We start from the raw sequence: 14,198 nt of genomic DNA, 5'->3' as shown, positions 1-14,198 counted from the left end.
GGACCCCTCGACAAGCTCGGGGAACGGGATTCAACATAAGCCTTGCGTTATATAAGAGGGACTTGATATAAAGGGTTCATGAACGCCTTCGACATCCTCGGCGACCCGGTGCGACGCCGCATCGTGGAGCTGCTCGCCCCCGGCGACGTCTCCGCAGGCAAGGTCACCGAGGTCATCCAGGCCGAGTTCGGGATCTCCCAACCGGCCGTGTCCAGCCACCTGCGCACACTCCGCGAGGCGGGGTTCGCGACCTTCCGAAGGGAGGGCACCCGTCGTCTCTACGCGCTCGAACACCGCCCTCTACGCGAGGTGAGCGAGTGGGTCGAGCGTCAGACGGCGTTCTGGAACCAGCGGCTCGACGCCCTGGCAACCGAGGTCGCCCGCGGCAACCGCGCGGCCGGAAAGGAATCATCGTGAGCGAGTTCATCCGCGCGCTGGCCGGCTCGGCGACCCAGCCGAGCATCAGCCTCGAGCGCATCTACCCCACCGACCGCCGCGGCCTCTGGGGGGCTGTCACCTCCCCGAGCGCAGCATCACGCTGGCTCGGCACCATCGTCGGGGCGCCGTCGAGGCCCGGCGAGCGGTTCGCCGTCGAACTCGGCCCCGACGACGTCGCCGACTGCATGCTCGAGGACTGCTCGCCGATGGACCGGCTCGTCATCGGCTGGACCTGGGGAGATGAGCCGCCCGGCCGCGTGACGGTCGAACTGTTCGACGCGGAGGTCGGCACGGGTCTTCGCCTCACGCACGCGCTCCTCACTCCCGACACCGGCGCCGACTATGGCGGCGGCTGGGAGGAACTGCTCACCGACCTGGTCGCCTGGCTCGACGGACGACCCCACCCCGACCGAGTCCCAGGGGTCCTCGCCCGACAGTGGCAGGCGATGGCCGACGGCGCCCTGGAACTCGTGCGCGACCTCCCCGCCACGCCCGACCGCGTCTGGCAGGCGCTCACCTCCGGGATGGGCGAGTGGTGGTGGTCGCACTGGCCCGACGTCACGGTCGAGGCCGACGTCCGCCCCGGCGGACGCTACGAGATCGCCGCCCCGGGCGCGGGCATCACACTCAGCGGTGCCTACCTCGCCGTGGAACCGACGACCCATCTCGCCTACACCTGGCAGTGGTCCGACGCCGACGGCACGGCCCCGGACGAGGCCGTCGACCTGCGCCTCGAGGCGATCCCGACAGGGACGCGACTGACGGTGCGACACACGGGAGCATGGGCGGACGGCACCGCCGCGGAGGCCTACCGGGAGGGTTGGGGCTTCACGCTTGGCCAACTCGAGGCCGCGCTGACGGCGTCCTGAGCTCAGCGCTCAGCCTGGTCGCCAGCGTCCCCAAACCGAACGTCGGCCCGGACACGTCAGGCGTTACCGGCCGTAGGGGGAGTCGCCGTAGGGGGACTCTCCGTAGGGGTCGAGCTCGCCGACGGAGGGCTGCGACTGCGCCGACTGCTCGGCGCTCGGCACGCCGTAGGGGCCTGGCTGTCCCTGGTAGCCGACCTGCGGGTTGGGCTGGTACGCCGGGTTGGTGGGGTATCGCAGTTGCGCCTGGTAGCCCTGATTCTCCAGGGGTCGGTGGCCGGGTCGTCCGATGATGAGCGCGACACCGAGCAGGGCAGAGCCGATGAGGTTCACGGTGCCCGCGATGAGCGCGTACGCCTGAACACCCATCCGGTCGACGATCCCGGGCGCCAACACCGTCAGGACGGTGCCGATGACCGAGATGGCGACCCAGACGGCGAGCAGGATGCGGGCCACCCCGCGGCTTCGCACCACGCCGAGGATGAAGAGCGCGATGAACAGCACCTGCATGATCACGAACATGGGCTTGAACCTAGCACCGAGACGGCTCTGCCCCGTCTGGCTTCGGTCTTTGCGGACTCGCAAGGGGTGCGACGTTCGCCCCGTTCCCGACCCGTCGGACACCGGGCCATGCGCGGAGGAGGATCAACGGCCCATGGTCGTCGGACCGGGGCCCGGCCCCGTCGGGGCCAGCGCGCGCACCGATCCCGACGCGCCGATCATCCAAGCGCCGCAGCGCTGCTCAGTGGCCGTACGGAGCGTTCGACCCGTACCCCGGATTCGGGCCGGCCGCCGGCGGGTAGCCAGGCGAGGCGTATCCGGGCTGCGGATCGCCGCGGTACCCGGGGCGCCCGAGGATCAGCGCGAGCGCCAGGAGGATCGACCCGACCGCACCCAAGCCGGAGTTCAGCAGGATGTAGACGGTGTCCGTCGGGTGGAGCGGTCCGGGCACGAAAACGATGAAGAGGGTCGAAGCGAAGTGGATCACGACCCAGATCGCGAGCAGGATGCGCGCGACCCCCGCGCTCCGGATGACCCCGACGATGTACAGGGCCAGCATCGCGACCTGCGGCACGAGAAACAGGAGAAGGTCCGGCGCATGAAACATGCGCCGAACCTAGCACCAGGTCAGGCCGTGGTCGGGGCGCTCTTCGCGTCCTTCTTCGAGTCCAACTGCTTCAGGCCGACGACGCAGCCGACGATCCCGACGAGCAGAAGTCCCTTGAGCCACGACATCGGCTCCGCGCCGATCGCGACGGAGTAGCCGACGGTCAGCAGCGTGCCGACGCTCGTCCAGACGGCGTACGCCGTTCCGGTGGGGATGTGCTGCATGGCCATCGAGAGGCCGATGACCGACAGTACGGTCGCGACCAGGAAGATGACGGTGGGGACCGGCTGGCTGAAGCTCTTGCTCGCCGAAAGGGCGTTGGCCCAGACCGCCTCGAGGACGGCGCTGACCAGGAGCACCGGCCACGCCATCTTGGCGCTGATGAGGGTCTTCCTGCCCTTGTTGTTCACGTTCTGCTCACTCATGCCAGCACCTTCAGTCCGACCACGCACGCGACGATGCCGCACAGCAGCAGCACCTTCGCGAGGCTTGCCTTCTCGACCTTCGTGATCATCGCCCAGATCACCGTCAGGGACGCGCCCGTGGCGGTCCAGATGGCGTAGGCGGTGCCGGTCGGCAGCGTGTGCAGCGCGATGCCGAGGCCGCCGAGGCTGAGGATCGAGGCGACGATGAACACGAGCGTCGGGATCTTCTTCTTGAACCCGTCCGAGCGTCCGAGCGCGGTGGCCCAGACGGCTTCGAGGACGCCGGAGGCTAGGAGTATGACCCAGTCCATGTGACGACTTCCTTCCTTGTTAGAGGCTGGCCAGTCTTGTCTTCACCGGGTACTGGTCCGTCGTCCGGGGCGGGTCGCCGCGTTCAGGTTAGCAAATTTCGTACAACATTCCACCTTCCCTCGGGTGGAGTTACACTCGATTTACTTGAACTCTCAACATTAGGATGGGTCATGGACGTCGAGTTCGGCATCGACACCTTCGGTGACATCACCGAGGACGCCAACGGCAAGCTGCTCCCCGACGATGCGGTGATCCGCAACGTGATCGACGAGGCGGTCCTGGCCGACCAACTCGGCCTCGACGCCGTCGGGATCGGAGAGCATCACCGCAACGACTTCGCGATCTCCTCGCCCGACATGGTGCTCGCGGCCATCGCCGCTCGCACGTCGAGGATCAAGCTCGCGACCGCCGTCACGGTGTTGTCCTCGGACGATCCCGTCCGCGTCTTCGAGCGGTTCTCGACGCTCGACGCGATCAGCAGCGGTCGCGCGGAGGTCGTCGTCGGTCGGGGCTCGTTCGTCGAGTCGTTCCCGCTGTTCGGCTACGACCTGCAGGACTACGAGGCGCTGTTCGAGGAGAAACTCGAACTGTTCGCCAAGCTGATCCAGGGCGGTTCCCATACGTGGAAGGGGACGCTGACGCAGAGCCTGGACGACGTCGAACTCCACCCGAGGCTGGCGAGCGGCCCTCTGAAGACGTGGGTCGCGGTCGGCGGGTCGCCGCAGTCGGTGATCCGCGCCGCCACCTACGACCTGCCCCTGATGCTGGCGATCATCGGCGGCCCCGTCGAGCGGTTCGCGCCGTTCGCCGACCTGCACCGGCGCGCGCTCGAGGAGTTGGGCAAGGGGCCGCAGCCGATCGGCTATCACACCTACGGCCACATCGCCTCGACCGACGACGAGGCCCGCGAGCGGATGTACAAGCCGTGGCTGGAGCAGACGCGTCGGATCGGTGCCGAGCGCGGCTGGGGTCGGATGGACCGCTCGCACTTCGAGCAGGAGGCCGACCACGGGTCGATGGCCGTGGGGTCGCCCGAGACGGTCGCCAGGAAGATCGCCGACGGCGTCAAGGCGCTGGGGGCGACGCGCTTCCAGTTGAAGATCTCGACGGGCAGGCTTCCGCACGAGGCGCTGTTGGACTCGGTCCACCTGTACGCGACCGAGGTCGTCCCGCTCGTCAAGGACATGCTCTCCGAGTAGCCGCCGCCCTCAGGGTGCTGGGTTGGGCCCGGCGTTGAGCATGTTTGGTTGCTCGTTGCGGTTTGAGCCCGGATTTCACGTTCAAATCTGCAACGACTTACCAAACATGCTCAAGGTCACACCTAACCACCCACGGGTTACGGTGCCTTGACGGACAGGGCTGCGGCGGGTCGATCCACGACCGATCGCCGGTCAGGACGGTGGCGACTCCCGCAGCGATCGGGGCGGCATCGTCGACCCGGCCGCCTACCGCGGGCCGCGACCCTTCCCGTCCGCCCGATGCAGCGTCTGAGACCCGCCCCGACCCGTCCCGAGAACCCGGGGCGGGCTGCTAGCGTCGAGCCATGACCGACACACCCGTGCGCGCAGCCACGCCCCTCGACGCGATCGCCGACGCCTATGTCGACACGATCGCCTCCCTCAGCCCTATCACGGCGACGACGATCGGGGTCCCGGGCAACGAGAGGGCGGTCGACGACTTCTCCCCGGAGGGCCTCGGCGCCATCGCCGACGCGACCCGCGAGACGCTGCGCCAGGTGCAGGCCGCCGAGCCCGTCGACGCCGTCGATGAGGTCACCAAGGCCGCCATGATCGAGCGGCTCTCGCTCGACCTCGAACTGCACGACGCGGGCGAACAGTACGCCGACCTCAACAACCTCGCCTCGCCGCTGCAGGGCCTGCGCGGCGTGTTCGACCTCATGCCGACCGCCACCGAGGACGACTGGGCGACCATCGCCGAGCGCATGCACGCCGTCTCCGGCGGAGTCGACGGCTACATCGCGTCCATGCGCCGCGCCGCCGCGAACCCTGACGGCCCGTTCCCGGCCAAGCGTCAGATCGACATCGGCGTCGACCAGGCCCGCGAACTCGCAGGCCTCGACAGCTTCTGGTCCAAGTTCGCCGCAAGTGCAGAGGTGCCGTCCTCCCTCGCCGCCGACCTCACCAGGGGAGCCGACGCCGCGCAGGCCGCCTACCGCAGGCTCGCCGAGGCGCTTGCGGACCTCTACGACCGCGCCCCGGAGGCCGACGCCGTCGGCCGCGAACGCTACGGCCGGTTCTCCCGGCTCTTCCTGGGCGCCACCGTCGACCTTGACGAGACCTACGAGTGGGGACGCGAGCAGCTCGCCAGCATCCTCGCCGAGCAGGACGAGATCGCCCACCAGCTCTACGGCGACGGGACCACCACCGCCGAGGCGATGGAGAAGCTCAACGCGGACCCGACCCGTCAACTGCACGGCACCGAAGCCCTGAAGCAGTGGATGCAGGAGACCTCGGACGCCGCCATCGAGGCCCTCTCCGGCGTCCACTTCGACATCGCGGACCCGATCCGCCGCCTCGAGTGCTGCATCGCGCCGACGCAGGACGGCGGCATCTACTACACCGGCCCCACAGCCGACTTCTCGCGACCGGGCCGCATGTGGTGGTCGGTGCCGCCGGGCGTCGAGACGTTCTCGACGTGGCAGGAGAAGACGACGGTCTACCACGAAGGAGTCCCGGGCCATCACCTGCAGATCGGCCAGGCCGTCTACCGCGCCTCGGACCTGAACAAGTGGCGCAGCCTGCTGTGCTGGGTGTCCGGCCACGGCGAGGGCTGGGCCCTGTACGCGGAGCGCCTGATGGCCGACCTCGGCTTCCAGGACGACCCGGGCGACCGGATGGGCATGCTCGACTCCCAGCGGCTCCGCGCCGCGCGCGTCGTGCTCGACATCGGCGTCCACCTCGGGAAGGACTACCCCGGCGGCGGCACCTGGAACGCCGACAACGCGTGGGAGTTCCTGCGCGAGAACGTCGCGATGCAGCCCGACTTCCTGCGCTTCGAGCTGGATCGCTACCTGGGCTGGGCGGGACAGGCGCCGTCGTACAAGGTCGGCCAGCGACTGTGGGAGCAGGCGCGCGACGAGACGGCCCGACGCGAGGGCGACGCCTTCGACATCAAGCGGTTCCACGGCCGGGCGCTCGACCTGGGCTCGGTCGGCCTCGACGTGCTGGCTGAGGCGCTGCGCCGCTCCTGACGACGCACGATGGCGACCCCGTCGACCTGCGACTCCAGGTCGGCGGGGTCGGTCGTTTCAAGGGCTGACGAGGGGTAGACCGTTCCCCGAGCCCGTCGAGGGTCGGTTCGTTCCCCGAGCTTGTCGAGGGTCGGTTCGTTCCCCGAGCTTGTCGAGGGGTCGGCTCGTTCCCCGAGCTTGTCGAGGGGTCGGCTCGTTCCCCGAGCTTGTCGAGGGGTCCGTAACCACGGCGCTACCGCAGCCCGACCGACGCGACCTGCCGATGCGCCACTGCCGAACCAGTGACCCATCCCGAGACGCCGCACCAGGTGCCGGAGGTTTCGACGCGCGCTGCGGCGCTACGTGCCTTTGCCCGGCTCAACCAGCGATCCCGAGCCTGTCACGGGGTGAGTCGTTCCCCGCGCCCTGTCGAGGGTCGGCTCGTTCCCCGAGCCTGTCGAGGGGTCCGTAACCATGGCGCTACCGCAGGCGACCGACACGACCTACCGAGTCGCCACCAGTCGAGGGGTCCGTGCCCCGCGTGGTCAGCCAGCGGCCCTCAGTCCGCGTGCAGCGGAAACCAGCCAGGTTGGATCGTGACTCCCCCGCCCCGCAGTTGCGAGACCACCGCTCGCTGCAGCGAGGAGTTCTGCGGCAGGGTCGGCAGGTCGACCTCCTCGCCGCCCCGCGTCTCGCGGTGGAAACCGAAGTACAGAGCGTCCCGGTTGCCGGGCTCTGCCTTGCCGAACGGCGTGAAGCGGGCCGCGAACTTCGCCATGTTCGACTCCGGATTGAGCCTCGCGCTCAGGCCGCGATCCAGCAGCCACGAGTAACAGGTGAACCGCTCGATCGGGAACTCACCGTACGCGGCGACCGCGATCGTCCGGGCCAGTTCGAGCGACTCGTCGACGACCTCCGGAGTCAGCGGACCCGTCTCCGGGATGTGCACGCCGAGCGACCACGGGTCGGGCTCGAGCGTGTACTGCAGCCGCCCGAGCCACAGCATCGACCCGCTGAAGTTCACCGGAACCCACGGGCGTCCGCCGAACCCGAAGACCCCGTGCACGAGGCGGTGGATGTGCACCTGCTGTCCGAGGTCGGCCACAGAGTGCCACGCAACGTCCTCGTCGACGCCACGGCGCACCAGTTCCGCCTGCACCTGGGCCGCGACCCTCACCAGGGCGACCAGCAGCGGGAAGTCGATGCCGACCGGATGCTCGACGGCCTCCCCGTCCACGGGGTTGGTGCGCTGCTCGACGCGGCCGACGTTGGCGCTCAGCGCCGCGTAGTGGTCCTCGATGACCGTGATGTCCTCGGGGGTCAGCTCGTCGAGCCCGGCGCTGAAGGCGGCGGCGTCGTTGTCGCGGAACTCGAGCAGGCTCAGCAGTCGCTCCAGGCCGATGGGTTCGTGGCTGTTGGTCATATGTCCTCGCTGTCGGCAGACCCCCATCTCATCACGACTGGGGTGCCGACGCGAGGCGCGGTGCCTCCGAATGAGCGGTCAGAGGCTGGCGGCGGACGTCAGGAACTCGCCCTATCCGTCGTTCGACGACGGCGTGGCGCAGGTGCCCGCCGGGCGCTGGTTTGAGGTCAGAGGCCGACTGCGGCGGTCAGGAACTCGCTCCATCCCTCGGGCGAGGACAGCTTGGCGCGGATGCCTGCCGAGCGTTGGAACGAGCGGACGGCGTCCCGGGTGCGGTCGTCGAACTCCCCGGTGATCTCGACGTCGGAGCCGACGACGTGGCGCAGCACCCCCTGGACGATCTGGGTCTGCGCCTTGGAGCTCTCCTTGAACCGCGTCGGCTCGTATCCGTTGACGCCGTTGTCGACGTGCAGGTGGTTGTGGTGCTGGGCGTTGAAGGGGTAGGCGAGCGTGTAGGTGAACCGGGTCGACAGCGATGCGGCCAGCCGCCAGTACTGGCGCAGGCGTCCTCCGTCCTCCCCCACACGTCGTAGCGGCAGGAGACGCTTCCGTCGCGATGCACCAGGTCGGCGATGTCGAAGGCGCGCCCCGCGGCGTGCCAGGAGGGGCACTTGTCGACGTGCGCCCCATAGGTCGAGACCTCGGTGAGCGGGCCGAGACCGGCCACGGCGACCCACTCCTCCGTCCATTGCTGCAGCAGGTCGATGAACTGAGGATCCGCGTCGAAGGGCTGCCTGTTCCCGGTCTCCTCGTAGCTGAGCGGCGCGCCCCCGAGGGTGTCGAAGGAGGTGAGCGCCTCAGCGGACGGGCATCCGCCGGGAAGGCCGCCGGGGCCGCCGAGGGAGCAGCCCACCAGCGGCGCGAGCGCGGCGGTGACGCCAGCGCCCAGCAGGAACCGGCGCGAGATCATGGGGCAACGCTATGCGGTGGCTGTGAACGCCACCTCAGCCCTGGGGTTAGTCCGAGTCGGACCGGGGGCTGGTCCTAGTCCGTGATGATGGTGTGCAGGTTCCGCGCCCACTTACGCGCCGCCGTGCAGTCGACGTGGTCCTGGGCCTTCTGCCCGGTCACCTTCGCCAGCAACTTCGACAACAGCCCGACCTTCGCAGGGACGTAGCGACCGCCGAACGTCTCCGACGAGATGGGGGCGCAGCGCGCCGCGACCGCGTCGTTGTAGCCGAGCGCGGCGTCGCGCTTGTCGGGGTCGGCGGCGTTGAGGCAGGTGTTGTAGACGGCGACCTTCGCGCCGCGCAGTTCATCGGCCGAGGCGCGGACCCAGCCGACGGCCTCCGGGTACCAGGCGGCGGTGTTGATGCCGCTGCCGACGATCACGAGACGGGCGTCGTCGACCGACGGGTCCTTGTCCAGGTTCGCGACCCGCACCTCGTGTCCCGCCCCGCGGAACTCATCGGCGATGGCCTCGGCGATGTCGGCGGCCGCGCCGGTGCGTGTCGCATAACCGATCAGGATCTTTCCCATGTTTGCGAGGCTATCGGCGCGGCCATTGCCGCTTTCACTTGGGGTCGCTCAACCTTCGTCGAGCAGATGAGCTAGCGCTCAGTCGAAGATCGGGTCGACGGTGCGGGTGCGCTTCAGCTCGAAGAAGCCGTCGTACGCGGTGACCTTCTGCACCCCGTCGAACAGTTCGCCCGCCTGCTCGCCCTTGGGCGCCGGGGAGATGACCGGCCCGAAGAGGGACTTCCCGTTGATCCTGATCACGGGGGTGCCGACCTCGTCGCCGACCGGGTCCATGCCCTGGTGGTGCGACCGGCGTAGGTCGTCGTCGATGGCGTCGGTCTGCGCAATGTCGATGATGTCGGCGTCGGCTCCGACGGCCTCGAGGGCCGCGCGAACGGTGTCGGCATCCTTGCGCTCACCACCGGGGTGGAAGCGGGTGCCGACCTCGGTGTAGAACTCGCGCAGCTTCTCAGAGCCGTGACGCTGTTCGACCAGCAGCGCGGCGCGCGCCGGCGTCCAGGCGCGGTCCATGAACACGCGGTAGTCCTCGGGTAGCTCGCGGCCGTCGTTCAGGACGGAGAGGCTCATCACGTGGAAGGTGACGTGGACGTCGCGGACCTTCTCGACCTCGAGCATCCAGCGGGACGTCATCCACGCCCAGGGGCACACCGGGTCGAACCAGAAATCAACATTGGTCGTCATGCCTTCATCTCAGCACACGGAACAAGCCAGGTCGACGCGTTCTGCGGCCTCGTGAGACGCACGTCACCCCGCTGAGCGGGCTCTCCCGCATGTGGCGGTTCACGCTTCTGCGTCCAGGCGCCAAGGTCGACGATCCATGCGGACGGTCAGCCCTCAGGGGGCGACAGGAAGGGCAGTGGTGGTGCAGGCGGCCACGACCGGGTCGATCGCGGGGCCGCCTCCCGCGGCCGACGTCCGCGCCGTCATCCGACGCGGACGCCCAGGTGTTCCGCCTAGACGCGGACCTCGAGTTCTTCAGCCTCGAGCGTCAGTTCCTCCTGGCCCTTGCCCTTGCCGATCAACTTGTCCATGATCGCCGAGATGGCGCCGTCACCGGTGACGTTGGTCGCCGTCCCGAACGAGTCGATCGCGATGTAGGTGGCGATCATCAGGCCGACCTGCGCCTCGTTGAAGCCGAGCATCGAGGACAGCAGGCCCGCCGCCGTCATGATGGCGCCGCCGGGCACGCCGGGGGCTGCGACCATCATGATGCCGAGCATGAAGATGAAGCCGATCACGAGGCCAGGCTTGATCTCGATGCCGAACAGCATCATGACGGCGAGGGAGAAGCAGGTGATCTTGATCATCGAACCGGCGAGATGGATCGTCGCGCACAGCGGCACGGTGAAGGCCGCGACCGGCTTGCTGACGCCCATCTTGACGGCCTGGCGGAGCGTGACCGGGATGGTCGCCGCCGAGGATGAGGTGCCGAGCGCCGTCATGTAGGCGGGCAACATCGTGCCGAGCATCTTGATCGGGTTCCTGCCCGAGACGGCCCCCGCGACGGTGAACTGCAGCAGAAGCATGATCCAGGTCAGGATGAAGACGAACACGACGACGCCGAGGAACGTGACGATGACCGTCGCGACCTGACCGCCCTGCGTCATGTTGAGGAAGATGCCGAAGATGTAGATCGGCAGCAGGGGGATGATGATCTTGGTGATCATCCAGTTCACGAGGGCGCGGAACTCGACGAACCCCGTCATGAGGGTCGGTGCCTTGATCGCCGTCAGCGCGACGCCGACGACGAAGGCGAGCACGACGGCGGTCGTGACGCCGAACAGGGCGGGGATGTCGAGGCTGAAGTAGGGCTCAAGGAGCGATGTCTCGGGATTGGTGAGCGCCTCGGGCGGGTCGCTCGGGAGGACCCTCGGCAGCACGAGCATCGACGCCCCATAGCCCATGAAACCAGCGATCAGGGTGGAGAGGTAGGCGATGCCCGCCGTGATGGCGAGCCACTTCCCGGCCCCGCGGCCGAGTTCGGCGATCGCCGGCGCGATGAGGCCGAGGATGATCAGGGGGATGGCGAAGCCGAGGAACTGACCGAACAAGGCGTTGAACGTCACAAAGACGCGGGTCAGCCCGGCCGGGAAGAAGAGCCCACAGACGACGCCGAGGGCTATGGCAATGACGATGAGGATCAGCAGGCTCGGGCGCCTGCTCGTGGATTCTGGTGTGACCTGCGACGCTGCTGTCATGTCAGCACCGTAGTCGTCGCGCGTTGTCTGCAGACGATCGGGGTCCTTTTCGCTCCCAGAAAGCCCGCCGACGGGGGAACCCTGGTCGAGCCAGCAGCCGCCGACCAAGCTGGTTGAGTCGCCGGGAGCACGCTGGAAGAGCCGTCCGGGGCACGCTGGAAGAGCCGTCCGGGGCACGCTGGAAGAGCCGTCCGGGGCACGCTGGAAGAGCCGTCCGGGGCACGCTGGAAGAGCCGTCCGGGGCACGCTGGAAGAGCCGTCCGGGGCACGCTGGAAGAGCCGTGCGGGGCACGCTGGTTGAGCCGTCCGAGAGCGAAGCGACCGGGCGCGTCGAAACCTCCGCAACAGAACCGCGAACCCGCCCAGAACCCGCGACACGGCCTCGGCCCGGACACGCTGGTTGAGCCAGCCGCGGCGACGCAGTCGCCCGCCGCTGCGTCGAAACCCCCGGAACCCAACTGCCTGCCTGACCAAGCACACTCGGCCACGCCGTCGCCCGCAGTCGGCGCCTCAGCCGCGGGACCAGCCAAGGTGGAAGAGCCGCCGGGGGCACGCTGGTTGAGCCGTCCGGGAGCGAGGCGACCGGGCGCGTCGAAACCTCCGCAACTGACCCACGAACCCGACCAAGCACCCGCGGCGACGCCGTCGCCCGAGGACCGCCGGAGCGTTGCCCAGCCATGGGGCCAGGCGACCCACGGAAGCCGACCGGCCTTCACCGCGTCAGCGACCGCGCCGTCCGCAGCGCCTGCGCCAGGTAGCCGCCCCCGAACAGCACGACGTGCACCAACACCATGTGGAACTGGTGCAGGCCGATCCGATCCCGCCACCCGTCGGCCAACGGGCTCACCTCCCGGTACCCGGCGACCGTCGCGTCCAGATGGGGCGACCCGAACAGCGCCAACTCCGCGAGGTCGGTCTCGGCGTGCCCGCCGTTCGCGCACGGGTCGATCAGCGTGCCGACGACCCGGTCTCCCGAGTCGCCCCACACGACGTTGCCGCCCCACAGGTCGCCGTGGATCCGGGCGACCGCGGGGCACAGCCCCGGCTGAGGAGAGTCGAAGCGACCCGTGGCGACCGCGTCACAAGCCCGGTGCAGCAGGACCCGATCGTCGCCGTCGAGAGAGGTGGCCATCTCGACGTAGGGTCGCAGCCTCGCCTCGGAGTAGTAAGCGCCGAAGGAGTCCCAGACGGGCCGCGGCGCCGCGGGCGTCGGGAGGTTCGCGGTGGCCAGGTCGGCCGGATCCATCCCTGGAGGCGCCTCAGCCCACCACCTCGCCCCGGCGGCATGGGTGCGCGCGAGACGTCGTCCGAAGTCGGCCGCATCGTCCCTACTGGGGGCGGCCGCGGGAATGAGCACGGTCTCGAGCCAGGTGTCGCCGACCGCCGCGAGTTCGGCGACCGCCGCCCCGCCGTCCGCCGCGGCCAACCACTCGAGGCTCGCTGCCTCCGTCGCGATCGCCCGCCGCGACCCTTCCTTGCGGAACGTCCGCACGAGATCCACCTTCCTTTGACGGTCGGCCCGCCGCTCACCCCTCCGCCTGCGGCCGGGGTCCGATGGACTCGCCGCTCGCGCACGTCCGCGGCAACAGTCCGCGGCTTGGCCCCGAGGCTACCGTCGACCCTCAGCCCGGCACGGGCCCACGGCCCTCCGCGAGCGGCCTATTCTGGCCCGAGGAGGGACGATGAACAACGCGCCTGGTGACGTCGGCGGCTGGTTCCGCACGGCCCGCGCCGGCGTGGACGTCGCGTCCGATGCCACCGCGTGGGGCCCTGACGGCGGCTCCTTCGGTCGCGTCTCCCCCGACGACGACCTGGCCGCCGCGCTCGACCTGTTCCGGGGCAGGCCGACGCTCGTGCTGACCGGCGCCGGGATGTCGACCGACTCAGGGCTGCCCGACTACCGCGGCCGCGACGCGGTGCCGCGCTCCCCCATGACGTTCCAGGAGTTCGTCTCCTCCGACCTCAGCAGGCGCCGCTACTGGGCGCGCAGCACGGTGGGTTGGCGGGCATTCGGCAGGGCGCGACCCAACGAGGCGCACCTGGCCCTCGCGCGGCTCGGCCGGCTCACCCCGTTCACGGGGGTGGTGACGCAGAACGTCGACGGACTCCACCAACGGGCGGGCTCGGCGCCAGTGGTCGACCTGCACGGCAACCTCGCCGAGGTGATCTGCCTCGGCTGCGGCCGACTGTTCCCGCGCGAGGACCTGCAGGACGCCCTGCTGCGGATGAACCCGCGCTTCGCCCGCCAACTCGACGCGCTCACCGCCGAGGCCCGGACGGCCCCGGACGGCGACGCGGAGGTCGACCGGACCGAGGACTTCGAGTACCCCGACTGCCCCGCCTGCCAGGGGGTGCTGAAGCCCGACGTCGTCTTCTTCGGGGAGAACGCGCACCGCGACACGGTGCTTCGGGCCAACCGTCTGCTCGACGCGGCGGACGTGCTGGTGGTGCTCGGCACCTCTCTGACGGTGATGAGCGGGCTTCGGTTCGTGCGGCGCTCGGCGAAGGAGGGGCGCGACGTCATCATCTGCACCGACGGGCAGACCCGCGGCGACGACCTGGCGACGCTCCGTCTCCACGGCCGACTCGCCCCCGTGCTCTCCTCCTGGGTGCGCCTGGCCGGTGGTCGGGTCGGGCGTTGAGCACGTCCCGCTGTTCGTTCCTCCGTGGGCTTCATATGGTCGATCGGTTTCGAAACGCGTGACGGTTGCTGTTCAACCTCACGGGCGCCCCCGGCACGCCGTCACCGACCACCGACA

General features: G+C 69.4%; 15 protein-coding genes and 1 riboswitch. Of the genes, 5 read left to right on the top strand and 10 right to left on the bottom strand.

Annotated features, from left to right (window positions below):
* Positions 1–78 precede the first annotated feature (78 nt).
* Positions 79–417: an ArsR/SmtB family transcription factor gene (locus tag BW730_RS14835; RefSeq protein ID WP_077686938.1), complete on the top strand. Its 339-nt coding sequence runs from the start codon at positions 79–81 to the stop codon at positions 415–417.
* The gene (locus tag BW730_RS14830; RefSeq protein ID WP_145952906.1) at positions 414–1,307 is read left to right on the top strand and encodes an SRPBCC family protein; all 894 of its coding nucleotides are present in this window, start codon (positions 414–416) and stop codon (positions 1,305–1,307) included. The genes BW730_RS14835 and BW730_RS14830 overlap by 4 nt, the downstream gene beginning before the upstream one ends.
* Before the next feature lie 63 nt (positions 1,308–1,370).
* On the opposite strand, the gene BW730_RS14825 is transcribed toward BW730_RS14830, so the two are convergent.
* The 4 genes from BW730_RS14825 to BW730_RS14810 all read right to left on the bottom strand — a co-directional run bounded on the left by BW730_RS14825 (position 1,371) and on the right by BW730_RS14810 (position 3,148).
* Entirely contained in the window at positions 1,371–1,826 is a 456-nt protein-coding gene (locus tag BW730_RS14825; RefSeq protein WP_077686936.1) for a hypothetical protein, read from the bottom strand.
* Between the two features lie 220 nt (positions 1,827–2,046).
* Entirely contained in the window at positions 2,047–2,412 is a 366-nt protein-coding gene (locus BW730_RS14820) for a hypothetical protein (protein WP_077686935.1), read from the bottom strand.
* 20 nt (positions 2,413–2,432) lie between these two features.
* Positions 2,433–2,837, bottom strand: a complete 405-nt coding sequence (locus tag BW730_RS14815; RefSeq protein ID WP_226996842.1) for a DMT family transporter — start codon at positions 2,835–2,837, stop codon at positions 2,433–2,435.
* The gene (locus tag BW730_RS14810) at positions 2,834–3,148 is read right to left on the bottom strand and encodes a DMT family transporter (protein WP_077686934.1); all 315 of its coding nucleotides are present in this window, start codon (positions 3,146–3,148) and stop codon (positions 2,834–2,836) included. Before BW730_RS14810 ends, BW730_RS14815 begins: the two co-directional genes overlap by 4 nt.
* A 25-nt stretch (positions 3,149–3,173) precedes the next feature.
* Positions 3,174–3,234: riboswitch (guanidine-III (ykkC-III) riboswitch) on the bottom strand.
* A gap of 85 nt (positions 3,235–3,319) precedes the next feature.
* On the opposite strand from BW730_RS14810, the gene BW730_RS14805 reads away from it, so the two are divergent.
* On the top strand, positions 3,320–4,348 hold the full coding sequence (locus tag BW730_RS14805; RefSeq protein WP_077686933.1) for an LLM class flavin-dependent oxidoreductase: 1,029 nt from the start codon (positions 3,320–3,322) through the stop codon (positions 4,346–4,348).
* 344 nt (positions 4,349–4,692) lie between these two features.
* Positions 4,693–6,360, top strand: a complete 1,668-nt coding sequence (locus BW730_RS14800) for a DUF885 domain-containing protein (protein WP_077686932.1) — start codon at positions 4,693–4,695, stop codon at positions 6,358–6,360.
* A gap of 538 nt (positions 6,361–6,898) precedes the next feature.
* Here BW730_RS14800 and BW730_RS14795 read toward each other — a convergent pair.
* From BW730_RS14795 to BW730_RS14770, 6 genes are all read right to left on the bottom strand, one after another.
* Positions 6,899–7,762 carry an acyltransferase domain-containing protein gene (locus tag BW730_RS14795; protein WP_077686931.1) on the bottom strand — a complete coding sequence of 288 codons (864 nt, stop codon included), beginning with the start codon at positions 7,760–7,762 and terminating at the stop codon, positions 6,899–6,901.
* 167 nt (positions 7,763–7,929) lie between these two features.
* On the bottom strand, positions 7,930–8,286 hold the full coding sequence (locus BW730_RS14790; protein ID WP_077686930.1) for a peptidoglycan-binding domain-containing protein: 357 nt from the start codon (positions 8,284–8,286) through the stop codon (positions 7,930–7,932).
* Between the two features lie 460 nt (positions 8,287–8,746).
* Complete coding sequence (locus BW730_RS14785) at positions 8,747–9,241, bottom strand: flavodoxin domain-containing protein (protein ID WP_077686929.1); 495 nt, start codon at positions 9,239–9,241, stop codon at positions 8,747–8,749.
* A 78-nt stretch (positions 9,242–9,319) separates the two neighbouring features.
* Positions 9,320–9,922 carry a mycothiol-dependent nitroreductase Rv2466c family protein gene (locus BW730_RS14780; RefSeq protein ID WP_077686928.1) on the bottom strand — a complete coding sequence of 201 codons (603 nt, stop codon included), beginning with the start codon at positions 9,920–9,922 and terminating at the stop codon, positions 9,320–9,322.
* 272 nt (positions 9,923–10,194) lie between these two features.
* Positions 10,195–11,439, bottom strand: a complete 1,245-nt coding sequence (locus tag BW730_RS14775) for a dicarboxylate/amino acid:cation symporter (RefSeq protein ID WP_077686927.1) — start codon at positions 11,437–11,439, stop codon at positions 10,195–10,197.
* 712 nt (positions 11,440–12,151) lie between these two features.
* Positions 12,152–12,931 (bottom strand): fructosamine kinase family protein, encoded by a 780-nt coding sequence (locus BW730_RS14770; RefSeq protein WP_077687680.1) that lies wholly within the window; start codon positions 12,929–12,931, stop codon positions 12,152–12,154.
* Positions 12,932–13,121: 190 nt separating this feature from the next.
* On the opposite strand from BW730_RS14770, the gene BW730_RS14765 reads away from it, so the two are divergent.
* Positions 13,122–14,081, top strand: coding sequence for an NAD-dependent protein deacetylase (locus tag BW730_RS14765; RefSeq protein ID WP_077686926.1), 960 nt, complete (start codon positions 13,122–13,124; stop codon positions 14,079–14,081).
* Positions 14,082–14,198 lie beyond the last annotated feature (117 nt).

The organism is Tessaracoccus aquimaris, from assembly GCF_001997345.1.
In the GTDB taxonomy this organism is placed as follows: domain Bacteria; phylum Actinomycetota; class Actinomycetes; order Propionibacteriales; family Propionibacteriaceae; genus Arachnia; species Arachnia aquimaris.
The sequence above is the reverse complement of the archived record's forward strand: the minus strand, read 5'-3'. Positions and strand labels throughout refer to the sequence as shown.